Origin of the sequence: Streptosporangium sp. NPDC049248 (assembly GCF_040678965.1) — a bacterium.
Lineage (GTDB): Bacteria > Actinomycetota > Actinomycetes > Streptosporangiales > Streptosporangiaceae > Streptosporangium > Streptosporangium fukuiense.
On the sequence record NZ_JBFAQY010000022.1, the window covers coordinates 135,163 to 156,000 of the forward strand.

Below are 20,838 nucleotides of genomic sequence, written 5' to 3' on the forward strand. Positions count from 1 at the left end.
GCGCCCCCGGTGCTCGCCCGGGATATCGGAGCTGCCACCTGCGGCAATAGCGCAAAACATGTGAAAAGGTGATCTAAACCTTACTTGTTCTGTACTATTCGCCGCAGGTCTGTGCAGTCTGGAGGCGTTGACGTGGCCGTGGCGGGTATGCCGGTTGGACTCATTCGGATACCGGTGGCGGCCGGGCTCGCCCTCGCGATGCTGATGACGCCGGTGAGCGGGGCCTCCGCGGAGCCGAAGCCGACGCTCGCCCAGGCCAAGAAGAAGCTGGAGAAGCTCAACGAGCAGGCCGACCAGATCGTCGAGAAGTACAACCAGGCCTCGGAGAAGTGGAAGCGGGCCAGGAAGAAGTACGCGACGCTGAACAGCGAGCTCGCCCGGCAGAGCGAGCAGGTCGCCGGGCTGCGTAAGGAGCTCGTCGCGATGGCGGTCAGCACCTACCAGTTCGGCGCGGTCAACAGCTGGGAGGGCATGGTCTACCAGACCGACCCCGGCGCGCTGCTGAGCGGCCTGGCCTCGGTCGACCAGATGTCGGCCTCCCGGGCCCAGTCGCTGAGCGCCTTCGACGAGGCCACCAAGGCGCTGCGGCTCAACAGGAACCTGGCCAAGGGCGCGCTGAGCGAGGCCGACGAGACGCGCGACGAGCTGGCCAAGGAGAAGGCCAAGGCCGACAAGATGGTCAAGGCTCAGACGAAGCTCCTGCGCGAACTCAACGTCTTCAAGGCGGGTAACCCCGAGAGCGGCGGAATCCAGTACACCGGCTCCGCCTCGGGAAACGCCCGCGCCGCCCTGCAGTTCGCCTTCGCACAGGTCGGCAAGCCCTATCAGTACGGCGGCACGGGCCCCGGCGGCTGGGACTGCTCGGGCCTGCTCCAGGCCGCCTGGCGCAACGGGGGAGTCAGCCTGCCGCGTACCACCTGGGAGCAGTGGAGTTGGGGCGCGAACCGCAAGGTCTCGCTGAACGACCTCCAGCCGGGCGACCTCATCTTCAGTGAGGGCCTGGGCCACGTCAGCATGTACGCGGGCAACGGCCAGATCGTGCACGCCCCGCAGACCGGCGACGTGGTCAAGGTCGTCCCGCTCTCGGCCTACGGCCGTCGCCTCGTCGGAGCCGTCCGCCCCTGACGCACGGCGCGCGGGTCCCAGTGGCCGGAAAACCGGGTGCGCCGCCCGCGGCGGCGCTGTCAGCATCGGAAAATGATCACTTCATGGATGCTCGACGAACTCGCCCATGCCGGTCCCGAGCACCTCGACGCCGCGTTCGTCGCCGGGTTCGACCGCAAACAGGGCAGGCCCGATCCGGGGGAGGATCTCGCCGCGCTCGCCGGGCGCGGCGTGGGGGAGACGGCGACGGTCGTGGAACTCGGCGCGGGGACGGGGCAGTTCGCCCTGGCCGCGGCGCGGCGGTTCCGGCGGGTGGTGGCGGTTGACGTCTCCCCGGCGATGCACGACTTCCTGACCGTCCGGGCCGCCGAGGACGGCCTGGCCAACATCGAGTGCGTGCGGGCGGGTTTTCTCTCCTACGAGCACGCGGGGCCACCCGCGGACGCGGTCTACACCCGTCACGCCCTTCATCAGCTCCCCGACTTCTGGAAGGCGGTCGCGCTCGACCGCATCGCGCGGATCGTACGGCCCGGGGGCGTCCTGCGCCTGCGCGACCTGATCTTCGATTTCCGGCCGGCCGAGGCCGGCGCCGTGCTCGGCCGCTGGCTCGACGGCGCGGCCGACGATCCCGCGCTGGGCTACACCCGCGAGGACTACGCCGAGCATCTGCGCACCGAGTACAGCACCTTCCGATGGCTTCTCGAACCGATGCTCGACGCAGCCGGGTTCGAGATCGTCCAGGCGGACTTCAGGGAATCGATCTACGGCGCCTACACGTGCGTCCGGCGCTGACGCGTGCTCGGCGGCGGGGGAGGGCCCCTCACGGCTTCAACCGTGAATGATGGTAAATGTGATGAACATTACAGAAATCGTGATTTGTCGGGTGTGATTCCAGAGGTGTGACGAGGGTCATATCTCAATAGCATAAATGGCCATTAAGCAGGGGTAACGGGAAGATCACGAACGCTTGTCGATCTTCTTGTTTGGCGAATGCTTTGCCGAAAGTTGGAGATCGGGGTAACTTCTGGCCTCGCGACGTGCAAGCCATGCCGTCGCGGTGAATGTCGGTCTTCGGGCCGGTGTCCCTATAGAAATCCAACCGGCCGCCGCTCCCCCGCCGGGGGCGGACCTCATCGCGGCGGCCCGCCGAATCCACGCAGCCAGGAGGCATGGAACCGGGGACCCAAAAGGCCCGAGACAACGTGGCCAGGGGTGAATCAGCGCATTTGCGCCGTAGGGCATCTTCCCAGCCCGAACCCGTCAGCTAACCCGGTAGGCATCAGTGGAAGCACCAAGGAGAAATCCTGTCTACCACCCCGTGTAACACCCGTCTATCGCGCCTTTTCCGCCTTTCCCTCGGCGGTGTCGCCCTCACCTTGACCGCCTCAGCCGGAGCGGTCACCCTGGGGTCGACGGCGGCCGGAGCGACGACGGACAGCACCCCTGAGATCCTGGTCAACACCGCGGCCGGAGTCTCCGAGCAGACCGATCGGGCTGCGCACAAGGCCAAGGCCGGTACCAAGGTCAAGACCAAGATGAGCAGGGCGGCCCTGCAGAAGGTTCGGGCCCGCAAGGCCGTTTCGACGGCCAAGAAGCAGATCGGCGATCCGTACCGGTGGGGTGCCTCCGGTCCCGGCGCGTTCGACTGCTCGGGGCTCGTCAAATACGCCTGGCGCAAGGCGGGCGTGTCCATCCCCCGGATCACGCACAGCCAGTACCGGGCGATCAGGAAGAAGGTCTCGTGGAGCCACCTGCGCCCCGGTGACCTGATGTTCTTCAGTGGAAAGGGCCACGTCGGCATGTATGTCGGCAAGGGCAGGATGGTCCACTCGCCGAGCAGCGGCAAGACGGTCCGGATCGTGAAGCTGGAGGGGTACTACAGGTCCTCCTTCGCCGGAGCGGTCCGGCCCGGAGCCTGACCCGGGCAAGGGGCGCCGGCCCCGTTCCTCACATGTGGAGGGGCGGGGCCGCTCCGTTTCCGGTAGGGGCCGCGAGCGTGCCGCCCGGGCGGATCCGCGCCTCCGGCAAGGAGCGTCGCGATGCCGGTCGATCGACGGCCCCTGGCCCGGAGGCCGGAGCACCGGCCGGCATTCCGATAACATCGACTCGTTATGTCCGTCCCGAAGGGGCGCCGCACCGTGCTCGCCGGGATGCTGGCGCTGATGAGCGTGGGCCCGTCGGCCGGGACGGGACCTCTCCTGGCCGGAGCCGGCCCGCTTCCTCACGATCCTCTCCAGCGCGCCGGAGAACTCCCCGTCGGCCTTCGAGACCTGTGGCCCGGCGCCGCCGTCGTCGTCCGGGGTGAGTACTCCCTCGTGATCGGCCACGACCTCGCGCCCGCCGTCCTGCGGGACCTGGCCGCCAGGGCCGACCGGGCCCGTCGCGCGGTCGCGGCGATCTGGGGGCCGGTCCGAGCGGTGATCCTGTTCCCCGCCACCGATGCCGAGGCCGCGGCACTCGCCGGAGCGGAGAGCACCCGGGGCCTGGCCGCGATGGCGACCGCGGACCGGGTGATCGTCCTGCCTTCGGGCTACGCGAGGCTCACCATGACCGGCAGGGACGTGGTGATCACGCACGAGCTGGTGCACGTGGCCACCGGCGCGACCCGCGGCGGCCGGGTGCCGATGTGGCTGTCGGAGGGCTTCGCCGACTACGTCGGCTACCGCGATGCCGGAATCCCGGTACGGACGGCCGCCGCCGAGCTGGCCGCCGAGGTGCGCGCCGGAGTCCTGCCCGCCCGTCTCCCGGGCCCCGCCGACTTCGCCCCCGGCGCTCCGCGGCTCGCACAGGCGTACGAGGAGGCCTGGCTCGCCTGCCGGTTCATCGCGGAGCGCTTCGGTGAGAAGGCCCTGGTGAGGCTCTACGGTGGCGATGTCACCGACACGCTCGGCCTGTCGCCCGCCCAACTCACCGTGGCGTGGCGTGACTATCTCGGAGAGGAACTCGCCTGACATCCTTGTGTCCTTCCCGGTCCAGGCCCCACCTGGCGGATCTCGCCGTGGCGAGGAGCGGTCGGCGGGTGCCTCGCAGGGCGCGGGAGGGAGCCGCGGCGTGCCGCGGTGACCGGTGACGACACGGCGAGGCGCCGTCCGGCCGACCGCGGCAGGCGGAGGATCCAAAGGACGGGGCCCAGGGTTCGGGCTCCACGCTGGAGGTGTTTGATGACGCTGAGCACGACGGACGCGCCCTCGGGTGTGCGGTCGGCGGGGTGGGCGCTGGCCGCGCTGGGGGTGGTCACCCTGGCGGTCGTGGCGGTCGCCACGCCCTGGCGGGCGCTGCCCGCGGGAACCCCGGCGGTCGTCCCCGATCCGGGCCGCGACTTCACGGCCGAGCAGATCGCCAGGTCCGAGGCGTTCGACAGACTGGTCAGCGTACCGGGTTACCTCTCCCTCGGCCTGACGCTGGTGGTGGCGGGGGTGCTGGTGGGCACCCCGCTGGGCGCCCGGCTCGTCGGCCGGCTGCGGGGGCCGTGGTGGCTGCGGGTGCTGCTCGGCGTGCTGGTGTTTTCGGTGGCCGTCGCGATGCTGCGCTGGCCGCTGGGGATGTGGTCGGAGACCTACCTGCGCGACTTCGGGTTGTCCACCCAGACCTGGCCGACCTGGACCGTCGACCGGATCAAGAGCCTGGGCGTCGGCACCGCGCTGACCGCGATCATGGTTCTGGCGGTGGTCGCGCTGGCGCGGCGCTACCGGCGCTGGTGGATCCCGGCGGCGGCCGGCGCGTTCGCACTGACGGTGGCGGCCTCCTTCGCCTACCCGGTGCTCATCGAGCCGATCTTCAACGACTTCAGGCCGATGGAGGCCGGACGACTCCGCGACGACCTGCTCGCCATGGCCGCCAGGGACGGCGTGCCGGTGGAGGACGTGCTCGTCGCCGACGCCTCCCGGCGGACCACCGCGCTCAACGCCTACGTCTCCGGATTCGGCGCGACCCGCAGGATCGTCGTCTACGACACGCTGCTCCGGGCGCCCGCCGACGAGGTCGAGCTGGTGGTCGCGCACGAGCTCGGTCACGCCAAGGCGGGCGACGTGCTCTCCGGTACGCTCGTCGGAGCCCTGGGCGCGGCGTTCGGGGCGTGCCTGCTCTACGTGGTGACCTCGGCGGGGGTCGTGCGGCGTCGCGCGGGGATCTCCTCCATCGGTGACCCGAGGGCGGTGGGTTTGGTCATGGGGTTGCTCAGCCTGGCCGCGGTGCTGTCAGGACCGGCGCAGAACCTGGTGAGCCGGCACATCGAGGCCCGTGCGGACGTCCACGCGCTGGACCTGACCAGGGATCCGGCGACGTTCGCCGCCATGCAGAAACGGCTGGCGGTCACCAACATCTCGGATCTGTCGCCCGACCTCGTGGAGTACGTGCTCTACGCCTCGCATCCCACCGCGCCGCAGCGCATCGCGCTGGCGCGCTCCTGGGCCCGGCTGAACGGTCTCTCCGAGCCATGAGGCGCACGCTGGTGGTCACGAACGACTTCCCGCCTCGCGCCGGGGGGATCCAGTCCTTCGTGTACGGTCTCATCGCCCGCCGCCCGCCCGGCTCCGTCGTCGTCTACGCCCCCCGATGGCCCGACAGCGAGGACTTCGACCTGCGGCAGCCCTACCCCGTGGTGCGGCACCCCACCTCGTTGATGCTGCCCACCCCCGCCGTCGCCCGCCGGGCGGCCGCACTGGTCGCCGAGTTCGGGTGCGAGACCGTGGTCTTCGGGGCGGCGGCGCCGCTCGGGCTGCTCGCGCCCAGGATGCGCGAGGCCGGGGTCCGCCGCGTCGTCATGGTCACCCACGGCCACGAGGCGGGCTGGACGGCGCTCCCGGTCGGCCGCCGGGTGCTCGCCAGAATCGGCGCGCACGCCGACGTGGTCACCTACCTGGGGGAGTACACCCGGCGGCGGCTGGTCAGGGTGATACCCGGGGACAAGCTGGTGCGGCTCGCGCCCGGCGTCGACACCGAGGTGTTCGCGCCCGGGGCCGGGAGAGAGCGGGTGCGCGCGGCGCTCGGACTGGGAGAGCGGCCGGTGGTGCTCTGCCTGTCCAGGCTGGTGCCGCGCAAGGGCCAGGACACGCTGCTGCGGGCCTGGCCCGGTGTGCTGCGGGACGTTCCCGACGCGATGCTCCTGATCGTCGGCGGTGGCCCGTACCGCAGGACCCTGGAACGGCTGGCCAGGCCGATGAACGGCTCGGTCCAGATCACCGGCCCCGTGCCGGAGGCCGCGCTGCCCGGCTATCTGGCAGCGGGAGACGTGTTCGCCATGCCGTGCCGTACCCGCCTGGGCGGTATCGACGTGGAGGGGCTCGGCATCGTCTATCTGGAGGCGTCCGCCAGCGGACTGCCCGTGGTGGCGGGCTCCTCGGGCGGTGCCCCCGACGCCGTGCTACGCGGGCAGACCGGCCTGGTCGTCGACGGCACCCGCCCGGACGAGGTCACGGCGGCCCTGGTCGACCTGCTCAAGGACCGGGCCGGGGCGCGTGCCATGGGTGAACGCGGGCGCGAGTGGGTCGCGCGCGAGTGGAGCTGGGATCTCGCCGCCTCCCGCTTCGCCCGCGTTCTGGAGTCCGTGGAGACCCCCTGACTAGCCGTAGAGGGACTCGACCTGCTTGGCGAAGTCGCGCATCACGACGGCGCGCTTGACCTTGAGGGTCGGGGTGAGGTGCCCGCTCTCCTCGCTGATGTCGACGTCGAGCACCGTGAACTTCTTGATCTGCTCGGCCCTGGAGACGAACTTGTTGGCGTTGTCCACGGCCTTCTGCACCTCGGCGACGATGGCCGGGTCGGAGCTGAGGGCGGCGAGGTCCGCGTCCGTCCTGCCGTTGGCGGCCTTCCACTGCTCCAGGGCCTCGGTGTCGAGCGTGATGAGGGCCGCGACGAACGGCCTGTCGTCGCCGACCACCATCGCCTGGCTGATCAGCGGGTGGGCGCGGATGTGGTCCTCCATCGGGGCCGGGGCGACGTTCTTGCCCGCGGCGGTGACGAGGATCTCCTTCTGGCGGCCGGTGATGCGCAGGTAGCCGTCCCCGTCCAGCTCGCCGACGTCGCCGGTGTGGAACCAGCCGTCCTTGTCGATCGCCACGGCGGTGGCCTCGTCGTTGTTCCAGTAGCCCTCGAAGACGTGGCGGCCCTTGACGAGCACCTCGCCGTGCTCGCCGATGCCGATGGTGACGCCGGGGAACGGCTTGCCGACGGTGCCGATCTTGTTGGCCCCCGGCAGGTTGACCGAGGAGGGCGCCGAGGTCTCGGTCAGGCCCCAGCCCTCAAGCACCTCGATGCCCACGCCGCGGAAGAAGTGGCCGAGCCGCTCGCCCAGGGCGGAGCCGCCGGACACGGCCGCCGTCAGCCTGCCGCCGGTCGCGGCGCGCAGCTTGCCGTAGACGAGCCTGTCGAACAGGGCGTGCTTCAGCCTCAGGCCCAGCCCCGCGCCGCCGGTGGACTCCGCCCTGCTCCAGGCGATGGCGGTCTCCGCCGCGGCGTGGAAGATCTTCCCCTTGCCGTCGGCGGTGGCCTTCTGCTCGGCGGCGTTGTAGACCTTCTCGAACACGCGGGGCACGCCCAGCAGGAACGTGGGCTTGAAGGCCTGCAGGTCGGGGCCGACGTTCTTCATGTTGGGAGTGTGCGCGAGGACCGTGCCCGTCTCGATCAGCACAATCTCGATGATGCGGGCGAAGACGTGCGCGAGCGGCAGGAAGAGCAGGGCCGCCCTGTCGTCCACGGTGAAGAGGCGCTCCAGCGGGCCGTGCGCGACGTTCCTGGCGGTGAACAGCAGGTTGTCATGGGTCAGCCGGCAGCCCTTGGGCCGGCCGGTGGTGCCCGAGGTGTAGACGATGGTGGCCAGGTCGGCGATGCCGCGGCCGGCCCTGCGCTCGGCGAGCGTGTCGTCGCCGACCTCGGCGCCGAGCGCGGTCAGCTCGTCCAGGGCACCGCCCTCGATGCGCCAGACGTCCTTGAGGCCGGGCAGCTCCGAGATGCCCTCGCGGACCGTCTCCTCGTTCGAGTCCAGCTCGACGAAGACGGCCTTCGCGCCGCTGTCGGAGATGATCCAGGAGACCTGGTCGGCCGAGGAGGACTCGTAGATCGGCACGCTGACCGCGCCCGCGGCCCAGATCGCGTAGTCGATCACGGTCCACTCGTAGCGGGTGCGCGACATCAGCGCCACCCGGTCGCCGGGTTCGACGCCGGCCGCGATCAGGCCCTTGGCCACTTCCGCGACCTGGTCGCGGAACTCGCGGGCGGTGACGGCGGCCCAGTCGTCGCCGACCTTGCGGCGCAGGGCGACGGCGCCCGGCTCCTCTTCGGCGCGCCGGAACACCGTGTCGGTCAGGTTGGCGGAGGCGGGGACATCCACCAGCACGGGGACGCTGTACTCACGCACGGATCACTCCTGGAGACGCACGGATCGATGGGCTGCCTGGAAGCTATCGCGATAAGTTACGCATGAGTAAATTCGTCACCCAGGCGTTATCAACGGGAATTTCACCGTACCAACTGCTCTCGTCTGGAGTGGTTGGCCGCGCCGTCGTGTGAGGTTTGTTACTTATGCCGGTATTTGCGGGTGGTTAGGATGTCCGGCATGCGGGTTCATGTCGTCAGCGATGTACACGGGAGAGCTGACGCGCTGGCCCGCGCGGGAGAGGGCGCCGACGCCCTGATCTGCCTGGGGGACCTGATCCTGTTCGTCGACTACGACGACCACTCCCAGGGCATCTTCGCCGAGCTCTTCGGGGCGGAGCGGGCGGCGGAGTTCATCGCGCTGCGGACGGCCAAGCGGTTCGAGGAGGCGCGGGCGATGTCCTCGGCGCTCTGGGCGTCGCTGGAGGGTGGCCCGCGCGAGCACATCGAGCGCTCCGTCAGGCGGCAGTACGGTGAGATCTTCGCCGCGATGCCGACCCCCGCCTACCTCACCTACGGCAACGTGGACCTGCCGCGCTACTGGCCCGAGTACGTGCGCGAGGGCCACCGGGTGCTCGACGGCGAGACCGTGGAGATCGGCGGCCTGCGCTTCGGCTTCGTCGGGGGCGGGCTGCGCACCCCGTACCGGACCCCGTACGAGATCGACGAGGAGGAGTTCGCCCGCAAGGTGGAGGCCGTCGGCGAGGTCGACGTGCTCTGCTGCCACATTCCGCCGGCCATCCCCGAACTGCTCTACGACGTGGTGGCCCGGCGGTTCGAGCGGGGCAGCGAGGCCACCCTGGAGGCGATCCGGCGGACCCAGCCGCGCTACGCCCTCTTCGGTCACGTACACCAGCCCCTCGCCGCCCGCACCCGGGTCGGCAGGACCGAGTGCCTCAACGTGGGGCACTTCAGGAACCGGGGTGTTCCCTTCGCGCTGGAGTGGTAGCCGGCCGCGGCCCCGCCAGGCGTACGCGGACGATCGTGAAGCAGTACGGTTGGCCCATGGCTGATCGCACCACCTCCAGCATCACGATCGGCGCGGACCGGTCGAACATCATGGCGGTCATCGCCGACTTCCCCTCCTATCCCCGGTGGGCGGGCCAGGTGAAGTCCGCGCGGATCCTCTCCACGGGGGAGGACGGCCGCCCGGCCACGGTCAGGTTCGTCCTCGACGCGGGTGTGATCAGCGACGAGTACACCCTCCGCTACACCTGGTACGGCGACGAGTCGGTCGACTGGCACATCGCCGAGGCGGGGAAGATGGTCTCCGGGCTCACCGGGAGCTACCGTCTCGCCGACGCGGGCGGCGGCACCGAGGTGACGTACGAACTCGCCGTCGACCTCAAGGTTCCGATGATCGGCATGATCAAGCGGAAGGCGGAGAAGGTCATCGTCGACACCGCCCTGAAGGGGCTGAAGAAGCGCGTCGAGACCCGATGAGGGAGCGGGGCGTGATCGCGGAACCGTCCCTCGGGAGGACGACGTGAGCCGGGTCCTGCTCTTCACCGGCAAGGGCGGCGTCGGCAAGACGACCGCCGCCGCGGCCACCGCCACCCTCGCCGCCCGGTCCGGCCTCAAGACCCTGGTGGTCTCCACGGACACCGCCCATTCGCTGGCCGACGCCCTCGGCGTGCACGCCGCGACGGAGCCCACCGAGATCGCCCCCGGCCTCTCCCTGCAGCAGGTCGACACCCAACGGGCGCTGGAGCGCCAGTGGGGTGAGCTGCGCGACTATGCCAGGGGCGTCTTCGCCGAGCTCGGCCTCGACGAGGTGACCGCCGAGGAGATCACGGTGCTGCCCGGCGCCGAGGAGGTCATCGCGCTGCTGGAGCTGCGCGAGCAGGCGAGCACCGGACTGTGGGACGTCATCGTCATCGACTGCGCCCCGACCGCCGAGACGCTCAGGCTGCTGGCCCTGCCCGAGGCCCTCGACTGGCACGTGAACCGGCTGCTGCCCGTCGGCAGGCGGCTGCTGCGCACCCTCTCCCCGCTGATCCGCCGCCTGGCGCAGGTCAGTGTGCCGGAAGACCACGTGGTGGGCGCCGGGGAGCGGCTCCACCGGGGATTGCTGGAGGTGCGAGAGCTGCTCACCGGGCCCGACGCGAGCGTCCGGCTGGTGCTCACCCCGGAGGCCGTCGTGCTGGCCGAGGCCCGCCGCACGCTCACCTCCCTCAGCCTGTACGGCTACCGCGTCGACGCGGTGATCGCCAACCGGGTCTTCCCCTCGGAGGGCGCCGACGAGTGGCGGCAGCGGTGGGTGCGGGCCCAGGCCCTGCACCTGGCCGAGGTCGAGGAGTCCTTCGCGCCGCTGCCCGTGCACACCGTGCCCTACCTCGAGGCCGAACCCGTCGGCCTCGACGCCCTCGCCGGTGTCGCCGAGGCCATGTACCGGGGGAGCGACCCCTTCGCCCCGCCCTCCGTCGACCCGCCGCTGCGGATCACCGCCGAGGGCGAGCTGATCCTGGCCCTGCCGCTCGCGGACAAGAACGAGGTGGATCTGGCGCGCAAGGGCGACGAACTGATCGTCAACGCCGGTTCCTACCGCCGGGTCCTGGCCCTGCCCGCCGCGCTGGCTCGCAGGTCGGTGCGGGAAGCCGCGCTCCGAGACGGGTTTCTCCGGGTACGGTTCGAAGCGGGAGGGCCTGATGACTGATAACACGAATGACGCAGAGAAGACCCCGAAGCCGCGTGCGCCCAGAAAGCCGGGTAAGGCGGCTGACGCCGTGACACCGGAGGTCGCCGCCGAGACCGCCGGCACCGGAGCCGCCGAGAAGACCTCGAAGTCGCGTGCGCCCAGGAAGCCGGGTAAGGCGGCTGACGCCGTGACACCGGAGGTCGCCGCCGAGACCGCCGGCACCGGAGCCGCCGAGAAGACTCCGAAGAGCCGTCGTGCGAAGCCCGCCGGGGGAGCCGCGCGGTCCGGGCGTGCCCGGCGTACCGGATCGGCCGAGTCCGTCGAGTCGGTCGAGGCGGCTGAGGCGGGGATCGAGCCCGTCGAGCGGATCGAGGTCGCGCCCGGGGCTTCGGATCCCGGGCGGGCCCCGGCCTCGGAGCAGGCCGAGCGCGACGCGCGCGCCGAGTGGTTCGAGCGCGCCGATCGGGCCCGGCGCGAGGAGCGGACCGGCTGGACCCCGTGGGGCCGCCCCGGCGAGCGCGAGGAGCCGGGCGGGACCGAGGAGCGCGGGCGAGACGAGCGGGCCCGTGAGGAATGGGCCGAAGCAGGTAGGGACCCACTGGGCAGCGCCGCCGAGGAGGCGTTCAAACTCTTCGACACGCTGCAGCAGAAGGCGACCAGGGAACTGCGCAAGAATCTGATCAAGGGCACGATGACCGGTTTCGGCAGCGCGTTCTCCGGTGGCGGCCGAGGAAGAGAGCGGGACGTGTGGGAGGAGGCGGTCTCCGAGCCCGAGGAGTACATCTGCCGGGCCTGCCCCGTCTGCCGCGCGATGGCCGCGCAGCGTGAGTCGGGAGCCGCCGTCACCGATCACCTCATGCAGGCCGGCACCGAGTTGTTCGCCGCCTTCAAGTCGGCGGTCGAGGGGCTCGGCAAGCCCGCGCCAGGCCAGCGGGCACGGGAGCGCGAGCGCGAGGACACCCCCGTGGAGCACATCGACCTGGGGTGAGCCCCAGGGGGAGAGGAAGAAACGGACAATGGCGCTGACCATCGGCGTGGACATCGGCGGTACGAAGGTCGCGGCGGGAGTCGTCGACGAGGACGGCCGGATCGTCGCGCACCTGCTGCGGCCCACCCCGGCCGAGAACCCCGAGCGGGTCGCCCACACGATCGGTGACGTGATCCTGGAACTCGCCAGGGACCGCGAGATCGAGGCCGTCGGTCTCGGCGCCGCCGGGTTCGTCGACGAGACCCGGTCCATCGTCCGGTTCGCCCCCAACCTCGCCTGGCGCGAGGAGCCCCTGCAGAAGAAGGTCTCCGACCTGGTCGGCCTGCCCGTCGTGGTGGAGAACGACGCCAACGCGATGGCATGGGGTGAGGCCAGGTTCGGCGCCGGTCGGGGGGAGAGCCACCTGGTGTGCGTGACCGTCGGCACCGGCATCGGCGGCGGCATCGTGTTCGACGGTTCCCTCTACCGGGGGCGCTGGGGCATGGGCGCCGAGTTCGGCCACATGCAGGCGGTCCCCCAGGGACGCCTGTGCGGGTGCGGCAACCTCGGCTGCTGGGAGCAGTACGCCAGTGGCAGCGCCCTGGTCAACGAGGCCAGGAAGATCGCCGAGGCCGAGCCGGACAGGGCCGTCACGCTCCTGAAGATCGCCGGCGGAACGCCGGAACAGATCGAGGGCCACGAGGTCACCGAGGCGGCCAGGCAGGGCGACCCGGCCGCGCTGGCCGCGTTCTCCTCGATGGCCCGCTGGATCGGTCAGGGGCTGGCCGACCTCGTGGCCGTCCTCGACCCCGGCTGCTTCGTGCTCGGCGGCGGTGTCTCGCGCGCCGCGGATCTGTGGATCGACGAGACCCGCGAGTTCTTCGCCACGCACCTGAGTGGCCGGGGGCACCGCCCGCTGGCCGACATCCGGCTGGCCGAACTCGGTGCCTCGGCGGGCCTGGTGGGCGCCGCGGATCTCGCCCGCCGGCGCTGACCGGGGTCTTCCTCCCGAAAGCCGCTCAGGGGAGCCTTTCTCCGGTCCGCCGGGCGGGGCACCACCGGGCCGCGTCGGCCGGAGACCCCGCTCGGGGCACATCGCCGCCCGCCGACGGCCCGCATACCGATCAGGGGCGGATGGCTGGTATATCCGGCGGTGCCCGGTTACCCTCGCGTCACGCGTCGCGAAGTGAGGTAGCCGTGGTGCTCAGGATCGCCAGCTACAACGTGCGTTCCATGAGGGACGACATCCCGGCGCTGGAGCGAGTGGTCGCCGCGCTCCGCGCGGACGTGCTCTGTGTGCAGGAGGCACCCCGGTTCCTCTGCTGGCGCCGCAGACGCAGACGGCTGGCCGCCTTCGGCGGACTGTCCGTGGCGGCCGGCCGCCGCAGGGGCGGCGTCGCCGTGCTGACCGGTCCCGGCGTGCGGCTGCTGCACGGGGAGGGGCGTCTGCTGGAGTCCTTCTTTCCCCTGGAGCGGCGGGCCATCGCGATCGCCGTGGTGGAGGCGGAGGGACGGCGGATCGCCGTCGGCTCCATCCACCTCGACCTCGACGAGACGGCCAGGCGCCGGCACGCGGGCGAGGCGGTGAGGCTCCTGGGAGAGGTGGCCGACCGGTTCGGCGCGCTGCCGGTGCTGGCCGGAGACATCAACGAGCAGTCCGGCCAGCCGAGCTGGCAGCACCTCGCCGAACGGCTGACCGACTGCTACCCGGTCTCACCGCGCGGTGACGGCTTCACCTTCCCGGCCAGGGGGCCGCACAAGCGGATCGACGCGATCTTCGCGATGGCCGGCCTCTCCGTGGCCTCCTGCGGGGGTGTCGAGGCCGATCCGGCGGACCTGGTGGCCGCCACCGACCACCTGCCGGTGATCGTTGAACTGGATCTTCGGCACCCCGGGCCCCACCTCTGAGGAGCCCGCCTTCCGGGGAGCCGGGAAGACCGGCGGGATCAGGGTTTTCGTGACGAACGGCAGGGAGTCTTCCCGGATCACGCCCGTCAACTGGAGAGACCGGGACACGGGGAGGGGAGGAGCCCCGTACCATTTGAAACATGACCCGTCGCCTTCCGCGGCGTGCGCTGGCTCTCTGCGCGGGAGGCCTGCTCCTGCTGTCCTCGCACACCTCTCCAGCACATGCCGATCCCGTCAGCCCGCCCGTGGCCGATGCCTGGCAGGCTCCGGCCAGCGCGGGCCTGAGCAGTGACGGATCGCTCTCCGACGTGGTGGGCGTCTCGGCCACGAGTGTGTGGGCGGTGGGTCAGCAGAGCGTCTGGGACGTCTGGCAGAGCCGTGGCGCGATCACCCACTGGAACGGTTCCTCCTGGAACGAGGTCGGCATCCGCAACGACCCGACGGGCGCGGGGCCCCTGCGTTCCGTCGCGGCGGCCTCGGCGTCGGAGCTGTGGGCCGTCGGCGAGGGACATGACGGTCTTCCCTACCTGGCGAAGGGAGACGGGGCGGCCTTCGACAGGGTCGTCGTCGACAAACTGCACGCGGGTGACTGGCTGGGCGGGGTGGCGGCCGTCCCCGGTCGGGTGGTCGCCGTCGGCCGCCGCGGCAGGCTGCCCCTGATCGTGTCCGGCGCCGGTTCGAAGTGGAAGCTCACCCAGCTTCCCGGCAGGGGCACGCTGTACGGCGTGGCGCTGTCGGGCAGGAGCGACGGGTGGGCGGTGGGCGACGCCGCGGGCAAGCCGTTGATCATGAGGCAGTCCGGCGGGCGCTGGAAGCCTTTCAAGACCCCCGAGATCCCCGGCGGCTACCTGCGTGACGTCCACCTCGACGGGCCGAAGCGGGCGATCGCCGTCGGCGGCCTCTACCGGGGGGCCGGCGAGACCGTCCCGTTGATTCTGTCGTGGAACGGTAAGAAGTGGTCCCGGGTGTCCCCGCCCGCCGGTGACATCCGCCTGTACGGGGTGACCGGCGACCGCAGGGGCCACTTCTGGATCTCCGGGGTCGACCTGGACCGGCCAGGCGAGGCGTTCCTGCTCCGCTACGACGGGCACAAGGTCAAGGCGTTGCGCGGTCCCGAGACCACCGACTCCCGGACGGTGCGGCTCCAGGCCGTGACCTATCTGCCGGGCACCGGCACCGTGTGGTCGGTCGGCCACGTGGTCGACGCCTCCGGCAAGTACACGGACGTGATCGAGCGCTTCGGCACCCCGATGCGCGCCAAGCCGTAAGGCGAGGCCTCCCGCTCAGATGACCGCGCCGTCGTCCCAGCCGGAGTCGTTGGGCGGACCGTCGCCCATGCGGACCACCAGCGCCACGAAACCACCGATGAACGCGGCGACCGCGGTGAACAGCATCCAGCCCTGCAGGTTCCAGCTGAGCGCGGCGCTGAGCAGCAGGTAGGCGGGCCCGCCGAACAGGGCCAACCATGCGATCTTGGTGGCGGCGTCGGTCTTGGGCAGCGGGGGTGGTGGCGGAGGCACGTAGTGCTCCTCCTCTTCGCCGTCACTCCGTTCGGTGTCGGTGTCTGCGTCGTCGTCGACCAGGTCGTCCTCACGCAGGAGGTCTTCCTCGTCCGACTGCTTGATCACTCGTCGCGGAGGTTCGGCCGGCAGGTTCTCGCTGTCCGGCCACGGCTGATGTGCCGAGTCATGCTCGGCGGGGTCGTTGAAGGATGCGATGATCTGACGCCAGACCTCGTCCTCGTCACTTTGAGGTGTCACTTAGCTGGGCCCGTTGTTCATCGGCCGATCACTTTCTCCCGGAGACCGCGCATCCTCCGCTCGGGATCAGTCTCTCTGCAAGGGTACAGACGCGTTCGTCTTGATGAACTCCAGGCTCCCCGCAAAGATCTGATCCGCATCATTGTCAAGAGTCGCGACGTGGTAGCTGTCGGCGAGCTCCACCACATTCAGATTCCCCCCGGTCAGCTTCTCACGCAGAATACGCACACTCGCCGGTTTCACAACATGATCCTGTGGGCTATGAAAAACCAGTACGGGTTGGGTGATCTTGCTCAGCTCCGACTGCGTCAGCGCCCAGAGCCGGGGGAGGGTGGCCGCGGCCTTGACCGGTGTGCGCGGATAGCCGAGCTCGGTCGCCCCCTCCTTCTTGATGTCTCCCGCCACACCGGGCACCGACGCGATCACGAACCTGAGCAGGGGGGCCAGCCTGAGCAGCGGCACGTCGTTGGTCACCGACGGGTTGACGATCACCAGCCCGCTGATCCGGTCGCCGTGCACCTCGGCCAGCCGCAGCGCCATGCAGCCGCCGAGCGACAGGCCCATGACGAAGACCTCGGCGCAGGCGCCGCGCAGGTCCGCCAGGGACTTGTCCAGCTCGGCGTACCAGTCCTCCCAGCGGGTGTGGCTCATCTCCTGCCAGGTGGTGCCGTGGCCGGGCAGCCGTGGCAGCGAAACGGTGATGCCCGCCGCCGCCAGGTACTCGCCCCACGGACGCAGGGACTGCGGTGATCCGGTAAATCCATGACAGAGCAGGACGCCGATCTGTCCTCCCGCATGGTGGTACGCCTCCGCACCGGGCATGACTGGCATCGCGGCTCCTTGTAAGGTTCGCCCGATCGTCGCACGACTGGGGCGTGTTTTGCGAGAGGTCGATTTGGGTGGTTCGGTGGTGTAGGTGACCGAGGCCGGAAGTGGGAGGATAACTCCAGGTCCTCGCCTGTCAACTGAAGGAGCATGGAGTGTTCTACTGGGTGGTGAAGGCGATCCTCGGACCCCTACTCCACGTGATTTTCCGCCCGTGGGTGGAGGGCGTGGACAATGTGCCGAGGCAGGGGCCGGTGATCCTGGCCGGAAACCACCTGTCATTCGCCGACCATTTCTTCGGTGCGCTCTTCCTGCGGCGCAAGGTGATCTCTCTCGGCAAGTCCGACTACTTCACCGGCCGCGGCCTCAAGGGCATGGTGAGCAGGGCCTTCTTCAGTGGCGTCGGCACCGTCCCGATCGACCGCTCGGGGGGCAAGGCCAGCGAGGCGGCGCTCCGCACCGGCAGGCGCATCCTTGACGAGGGCCATGTGCTCGCCATCTATCCCGAGGGCACCCGCTCCCACGACGGACGTCTCTACAAGGGCAAGACCGGGGTGGCCCGCCTGGCGCTGGAGTCACGCGTGCCGGTCATCCCGTGGGCGATGGTCAACACCTTCGAGATGATGCCTCCCGGCCGCATCCTGCCCAAGCTGGGCATCCGTCCCGGTGTGAAGTTCGGCAAGCCGCTGGACTTCACCCGCTACTACGGAATGGAGGAGGACCGCCTCGTGCTGCGCGCCGTCACCGACGAGATCATGTACGCGCTGATGGAGCTCTCCGGCCAGGAGTACGTCGACAGGTATGCCGCGAGTGCCAAGGCCGAGGCCGCCCGCGCCGCCAAGGAGGCCGTCGTTCGGGCACGCGAGCGCACCTGAACGTCCCGGGTCTCCGCACGGGCGGCCGGCGGAGATCAGCGGGTCGACTCGCGGACGACCAGTTCGGGCTGGAACATGACCTGCCGGTGGGCGTGGGACTCCGGGTTGTCGCACTCGTCGAGCAGCAGTTCGGTGGCCACCCTGCCGAGCCGGTGGGTCGGCTGCCGGATCGAGCTGAGCGAGACCGCGGACGCCGAGGCGAAGTCGATGTCGTCGTAACCGATGAGCAGGACGTCCTGGGGGACCCGCACGCCCGCGTGGAGCAGCCCCCGCAGCACGCCGAGGGCCAGCAGGTCGTTCGCGCAGAACACGGCGTCCGGCAGCCGCCCCTCGGCGACGAGCTTCTCCGCGGCCTGCTGACCGGACCTGGCGTTCATCGCGCTCATCGCGACCTCCTCCAGCACCTGCCCGGGGTCGCGGCCCGCCGCGGACAGCGCCCGCTCGGCCCCGGTCAGGCGGTCGGCGCACTGGCGGATGGTGAGGGGGCCGGTGACGTAGGCGATCCGGCCGGCCCCGGCGGCCAGCAGGTGGGAGACCGCGAGGGAGCCGCCGGTGATGTCGTTGACCGCCACCGAGCACTGGTCGGCGCGCTCGGCGGGGTGATCCACCAGGACCACGTTGATGCCGCGCCCCCTGAGCTGGTCGAGCTTGGCCAGGTCCCCCCCGGCGGGGGTGATGAGCACTCCGCGGACCCGCTGCTCGGCGAAGACCAGGAGATTGCGCTCCTCCTTGAGCCTGTCGCCCGAGGAGTTGCCCAGGATCACCGCGTACCCGCGCTCGCTGGCCACCTCCTCGACCCCGGCGGCCACATCCGTGAAGAAGGGGTTGCCGATGTCGATGACCGAGAGGCCGACGGTGCGGCTGTGCCCGGCCCGCAGGCTGGAGGCGGAGCCGTGCCGGACGAACCCCAGCTCGCGAATGGCCTTCTCGACCCGGGAGCGGGTGGACTCGGCGACCTTCTCCGGGCGGTTGAGCACGTTGGAGACCGTTCCCGGGGAGACTCCGGCCCGCGCGGCCACTTCCTTGATGCTCACCGAACTCATGTGCACTGATTAAAACGTAACAACCGTACGAGCGCCAGCGAAGTCACCGTTTACAGCTCACCTCTGGCTTTTAACTAAAACGTTTCGACAAGCATATCCGGCCGGTCAGCCTGTCAGCAGTTTCCTGGCGACGCTGAGCTGCTCGGCGATCTGGTCGGACTCGCCCCCCTCGTGGCCGTTGAAGGCCCACACCCGGATGTCCTTGTCACCGGCGTAGTGGTTGTAGGCGGCGAAGACCGTGGAGGCGGGGGTGATGCCGTCGCGCAGGCCGACGGAGAAGAGCGCGGGCGTGGTGTTGCGGGCGGCGAAGTTCATGCCGTCGAAGTGGTCGAGGGTGGCGAAGACCTGGTCGACCCGGCGGCGGTTGGACTTGAGGAACCGGCCGAGCTCGGCGTAGGGGTCCTCGTCGGTGATCTCGGCGGCGCGGCGGATGTGCGACATGAACGGCACGTCGATGAAGGCGAACAGCAGGCCGGGTACCAGCGCGCTCACCGCCATCGCGAGGCCGCCGCCCTGGCTGCCGCCGGAGACGACGATGCGCGAGGCGTCCACCAGCGGGTGCGCGCGGGCGGCCTCGACCGCCCTGACCCCGTCGGTGTAGAGGCGCCGGAAGTAGTAGTCGTCGGGGTCGGACACGCCCTGGGTGAGCTTGCCGCTGCTCTGCGCTCCGGTGCCTCCCACCGGATCGGGCGTGTCACCGGGCCGCCAGCCGCCGCCCTGCCCGCGGGAGTCCATGACGAGGACCGCCCATCCGGCCGCAGGCCAGGTGAGCCAGTCGTGCGGCAGCCCCCGGCCGCCGTTGTAGCCGATGTACTGCACCACACACGGCAGCGGCTCCTCGGCCGCGGCGGGCAGCAGCAGCCAGCCCTTGATCTCCTGGCCGCCGAAGCCCGCGTAACCGACGTCGAAGCAGCGGACCAGGGCCAGGTCCGTCTCCACCTCGGTGAAGACGGCGTTCAGGTCGTGCTCGCGGGTCTCGGCAAGCGTCCTCGCCCAGAAGGCGTCGAACCCGTCGGGTTCCCGGCGCTCGGGCCGGTACTCCCTGAGCTGGTCGAGGGGCATGTCGACGAACAAGAGACCTCCTGGGGGCGGAACGCGCTCCGGCGTCCTGGGCGCCGGCCGATCACTACCGTAGGCCGTCGCGGTGCCCGGGGGTAGTGCGGGGTTCCGGCCGGCGAGAACGTATCAATCCGGCGATCCCGCCTGGGGCGTTGAGGCGGCATCGATGGTGCCCGACCTGCCGCTCGGCCTGTTCGTCACTGCTGAAACGTTTTTAAGCCTGGTCGCGACCCGGCACCTGGAGCGCTGCGGCGGCGCTGCGGCCCCGACCCGGTCGCCGAGGTCCCGCCGGCGAGGTGACGGCGGGACCTCGCCTGATCAGGCCAGGTGGGCGCGGATCTGGCGGATGTGTTCCGGCGTGGTGCGGCAGCAGCCGCCGACGAAGGCGGAGCCCGCCGCGTTCCACCCGGCCGCCGCCTCGCCGAACTCCACCGGGTCGGCCAGCCCGAGCCAGCGGTGGTTCGCCGAGTCCCAGACCTCGCCGGAGTTGGGGTAGGCCATGGTGGGCTTGCCCTTGATCTGGGAGATCAGGTTGAGCACGTGGCGCGGTGCCGTGCAGTTGACGCCGATCGCGATCACCTGGGGGTTGCCGGCGAACAGGCGGGCCGCGGTCCGCAGCGGGGTGCCGTCGTTGATGTGCTCGCCGTCGCGGCAGGAGAAGCTCACCCACGCCCGCATCCCCGGCGTCTCGGCCAGCAGCCGCCGGAGCGCCCTCGCCTCGGGGTAGGAGGGGATGGTCTCGCAGGCCAGCAGGTCGGCCTCGCTGTCGGCCAGGATGTGCCAGCGGTCGCGGTGCCAGTCGGTCAGGCCGTCCTCGTCGAGGTCGTACTTTCCGGTGTACTCGGCGCCGTTGGCCAGGTAGGCGCCGTACGGTCCGACGCTGGCGGCCACGGTGCCCGAGCCGTGGGTGTCCCTGGCCTGGGCGGCGAGGTGCACGGAGAGCAGGATCAGGTCCTCGGCCTCGGCGGCGCTCAGTCCCCGCCGCAGAAACGCCGGTATGCTCGCCTGATAACTCGCCGTTATCGCCACCTCGGCACCGGCGGTGAAGTAGTCGAGATGCGCCTGCCGGATCACGGAGGGGTTCTCCAGCAGGAGCTTCGCCGACCACAGGTCGTCTCGCAGGTCCGCGCCCAGCTCCTCCAAATGGGTGGCCAGGCCGCCGTCCAGAATCACCATTCCGCTACTTTATGTGGAGCCGCGAGGCCGGGAAGCCCGCTGTCCCGTACCGGCCCCGCCGAACCATGCCCGTGGTGCCGGGAATCGCGGACCTCCGGTGTCCTGCGCCGGA

The 20,838-nt window shown here is 70.6% G+C and carries 20 protein-coding genes and 1 riboswitch; of the genes, 14 read left to right on the forward strand and 6 right to left on the reverse strand.

The features are described 5' to 3' along the window. The first annotated feature begins 147 nt into the window (after window positions 1-147). The 6 genes from AB0K21_RS31790 (at window position 148) to AB0K21_RS31815 (ending at window position 6,664) form a co-directional block, all read left to right on the forward strand. Window positions 148-1,125: an NlpC/P60 family protein gene (locus AB0K21_RS31790; protein WP_343974233.1), complete on the forward strand. Its 978-nt coding sequence runs from the start codon at window positions 148-150 to the stop codon at window positions 1,123-1,125. Between the two features lie 72 nt (window positions 1,126-1,197). Beyond that, entirely contained in the window at window positions 1,198-1,896 is a 699-nt protein-coding gene (locus AB0K21_RS31795; RefSeq protein WP_364155389.1) for a class I SAM-dependent methyltransferase, read from the forward strand. Between the two features lie 342 nt (window positions 1,897-2,238). Beyond that, window positions 2,239-2,398: riboswitch (cyclic di-AMP (ydaO/yuaA leader) on the forward strand. Between the two features lie 82 nt (window positions 2,399-2,480). Further along, window positions 2,481-3,023, forward strand: a complete 543-nt coding sequence (locus AB0K21_RS31800) for a C40 family peptidase (RefSeq protein WP_364155391.1) — start codon at window positions 2,481-2,483, stop codon at window positions 3,021-3,023. Between the two features lie 192 nt (window positions 3,024-3,215). Next, window positions 3,216-4,055, forward strand: coding sequence for a hypothetical protein (locus AB0K21_RS31805; protein ID WP_364155393.1), 840 nt, complete (start codon window positions 3,216-3,218; stop codon window positions 4,053-4,055). Window positions 4,056-4,265: 210 nt separating this feature from the next. Then, the gene (locus AB0K21_RS31810) at window positions 4,266-5,543 is read left to right on the forward strand and encodes a M48 family metallopeptidase (RefSeq protein ID WP_343974244.1); all 1,278 of its coding nucleotides are present in this window, start codon (window positions 4,266-4,268) and stop codon (window positions 5,541-5,543) included. Beyond that, entirely contained in the window at window positions 5,540-6,664 is a 1,125-nt protein-coding gene (locus tag AB0K21_RS31815; protein ID WP_343974247.1) for a glycosyltransferase family 4 protein, read from the forward strand. The genes AB0K21_RS31810 and AB0K21_RS31815 overlap by 4 nt, the downstream gene beginning before the upstream one ends. Here AB0K21_RS31815 and AB0K21_RS31820 read toward each other — a convergent pair whose 3' ends face one another. Beyond that, window positions 6,665-8,458: an AMP-dependent synthetase/ligase gene (locus tag AB0K21_RS31820; RefSeq protein ID WP_343974249.1), complete on the reverse strand. Its 1,794-nt coding sequence runs from the start codon at window positions 8,456-8,458 to the stop codon at window positions 6,665-6,667. Window positions 8,459-8,656: 198 nt separating this feature from the next. On the opposite strand from AB0K21_RS31820, the gene AB0K21_RS31825 reads away from it, so the two are divergent. The 7 genes from AB0K21_RS31825 (at window position 8,657) to AB0K21_RS31855 (ending at window position 15,256) form a co-directional block, all read left to right on the forward strand. Next, window positions 8,657-9,424 carry a metallophosphoesterase gene (locus AB0K21_RS31825; RefSeq protein ID WP_343974252.1) on the forward strand — a complete coding sequence of 256 codons (768 nt, stop codon included), beginning with the start codon at window positions 8,657-8,659 and terminating at the stop codon, window positions 9,422-9,424. 56 nt (window positions 9,425-9,480) lie between these two features. Next, window positions 9,481-9,918: an SRPBCC family protein gene (locus tag AB0K21_RS31830; protein WP_343974255.1), complete on the forward strand. Its 438-nt coding sequence runs from the start codon at window positions 9,481-9,483 to the stop codon at window positions 9,916-9,918. A gap of 43 nt (window positions 9,919-9,961) precedes the next feature. Further along, on the forward strand, window positions 9,962-11,131 hold the full coding sequence (locus AB0K21_RS31835; RefSeq protein WP_343974258.1) for an ArsA family ATPase: 1,170 nt from the start codon (window positions 9,962-9,964) through the stop codon (window positions 11,129-11,131). Continuing rightward, on the forward strand, window positions 11,124-12,101 hold the full coding sequence (locus tag AB0K21_RS31840) for a hypothetical protein (RefSeq protein ID WP_343974261.1): 978 nt from the start codon (window positions 11,124-11,126) through the stop codon (window positions 12,099-12,101). The genes AB0K21_RS31835 and AB0K21_RS31840 overlap by 8 nt, the downstream gene beginning before the upstream one ends. Window positions 12,102-12,129: 28 nt before the next feature. After that, window positions 12,130-13,074 carry an ROK family glucokinase gene (locus tag AB0K21_RS31845; RefSeq protein ID WP_343974264.1) on the forward strand — a complete coding sequence of 315 codons (945 nt, stop codon included), beginning with the start codon at window positions 12,130-12,132 and terminating at the stop codon, window positions 13,072-13,074. Between the two features lie 203 nt (window positions 13,075-13,277). Then, entirely contained in the window at window positions 13,278-13,988 is a 711-nt protein-coding gene (locus AB0K21_RS31850) for an endonuclease/exonuclease/phosphatase family protein (protein WP_364155398.1), read from the forward strand. A gap of 140 nt (window positions 13,989-14,128) precedes the next feature. Then, entirely contained in the window at window positions 14,129-15,256 is a 1,128-nt protein-coding gene (locus AB0K21_RS31855) for a hypothetical protein (protein ID WP_343974270.1), read from the forward strand. Between the two features lie 15 nt (window positions 15,257-15,271). Here AB0K21_RS31855 and AB0K21_RS31860 read toward each other — a convergent pair whose 3' ends face one another. Beyond that, window positions 15,272-15,748 (reverse strand): hypothetical protein, encoded by a 477-nt coding sequence (locus tag AB0K21_RS31860; protein WP_343974273.1) that lies wholly within the window; start codon window positions 15,746-15,748, stop codon window positions 15,272-15,274. A gap of 66 nt (window positions 15,749-15,814) precedes the next feature. Beyond that, entirely contained in the window at window positions 15,815-16,579 is a 765-nt protein-coding gene (locus AB0K21_RS31865) for an alpha/beta fold hydrolase (protein ID WP_343974276.1), read from the reverse strand. A 149-nt stretch (window positions 16,580-16,728) separates the two neighbouring features. Here AB0K21_RS31865 and AB0K21_RS31870 point away from each other — a divergent pair, with 149 nt between their 5' ends. Continuing rightward, complete coding sequence (locus tag AB0K21_RS31870) at window positions 16,729-17,448, forward strand: lysophospholipid acyltransferase family protein (RefSeq protein WP_343974279.1); 720 nt, start codon at window positions 16,729-16,731, stop codon at window positions 17,446-17,448. 35 nt (window positions 17,449-17,483) lie between these two features. Here AB0K21_RS31870 and AB0K21_RS31875 read toward each other — a convergent pair whose 3' ends face one another. The 3 genes from AB0K21_RS31875 to mmuM all read right to left on the reverse strand — a co-directional run bounded on the left by AB0K21_RS31875 (window position 17,484) and on the right by mmuM (window position 20,726). Continuing rightward, on the reverse strand, window positions 17,484-18,491 hold the full coding sequence (locus AB0K21_RS31875; RefSeq protein WP_343974282.1) for a substrate-binding domain-containing protein: 1,008 nt from the start codon (window positions 18,489-18,491) through the stop codon (window positions 17,484-17,486). A gap of 105 nt (window positions 18,492-18,596) precedes the next feature. Further along, window positions 18,597-19,565 carry an acetylxylan esterase gene (locus AB0K21_RS31880; protein ID WP_343974285.1) on the reverse strand — a complete coding sequence of 323 codons (969 nt, stop codon included), beginning with the start codon at window positions 19,563-19,565 and terminating at the stop codon, window positions 18,597-18,599. A 303-nt stretch (window positions 19,566-19,868) separates the two neighbouring features. Beyond that, on the reverse strand, window positions 19,869-20,726 hold the full coding sequence (mmuM, locus tag AB0K21_RS31885) for a homocysteine S-methyltransferase (protein WP_343974288.1): 858 nt from the start codon (window positions 20,724-20,726) through the stop codon (window positions 19,869-19,871). Between the last annotated feature and the right edge of the window lie 112 nt (window positions 20,727-20,838).

Excerpts from the sequence above, each read along its gene's own strand:
- AB0K21_RS31790 (WP_343974233.1), top strand. The coding sequence starts at position 148 with ATGCCGGTTGGACTCATTCGGATACCGGTGGCGGCCGGGCTCGCCCTC.
- AB0K21_RS31795 (WP_364155389.1), top strand. The coding sequence starts at position 1,198 with ATGATCACTTCATGGATGCTCGACGAACTCGCCCATGCCGGTCCCGAG.
- AB0K21_RS31805 (WP_364155393.1), top strand. The coding sequence starts at position 3,216 with ATGTCCGTCCCGAAGGGGCGCCGCACCGTGCTCGCCGGGATGCTGGCG.
- AB0K21_RS31810 (WP_343974244.1), top strand. The coding sequence starts at position 4,266 with ATGACGCTGAGCACGACGGACGCGCCCTCGGGTGTGCGGTCGGCGGGG.
- AB0K21_RS31815 (WP_343974247.1), top strand. The coding sequence starts at position 5,540 with ATGAGGCGCACGCTGGTGGTCACGAACGACTTCCCGCCTCGCGCCGGG.
- AB0K21_RS31825 (WP_343974252.1), top strand. The coding sequence starts at position 8,657 with ATGCGGGTTCATGTCGTCAGCGATGTACACGGGAGAGCTGACGCGCTG.
- AB0K21_RS31830 (WP_343974255.1), top strand. The coding sequence starts at position 9,481 with ATGGCTGATCGCACCACCTCCAGCATCACGATCGGCGCGGACCGGTCG.
- AB0K21_RS31840 (WP_343974261.1), top strand. The coding sequence starts at position 11,124 with ATGACTGATAACACGAATGACGCAGAGAAGACCCCGAAGCCGCGTGCG.
- AB0K21_RS31845 (WP_343974264.1), top strand. The coding sequence starts at position 12,130 with ATGGCGCTGACCATCGGCGTGGACATCGGCGGTACGAAGGTCGCGGCG.
- AB0K21_RS31855 (WP_343974270.1), top strand. The coding sequence starts at position 14,129 with ATGACCCGTCGCCTTCCGCGGCGTGCGCTGGCTCTCTGCGCGGGAGGC.
- AB0K21_RS31865 (WP_343974276.1), bottom strand. The coding sequence starts at position 16,579 with ATGCCAGTCATGCCCGGTGCGGAGGCGTACCACCATGCGGGAGGACAG.
- AB0K21_RS31875 (WP_343974282.1), bottom strand. The coding sequence starts at position 18,491 with ATGAGTTCGGTGAGCATCAAGGAAGTGGCCGCGCGGGCCGGAGTCTCC.
- mmuM (WP_343974288.1), bottom strand. The coding sequence starts at position 20,726 with ATGGTGATTCTGGACGGCGGCCTGGCCACCCATTTGGAGGAGCTGGGC.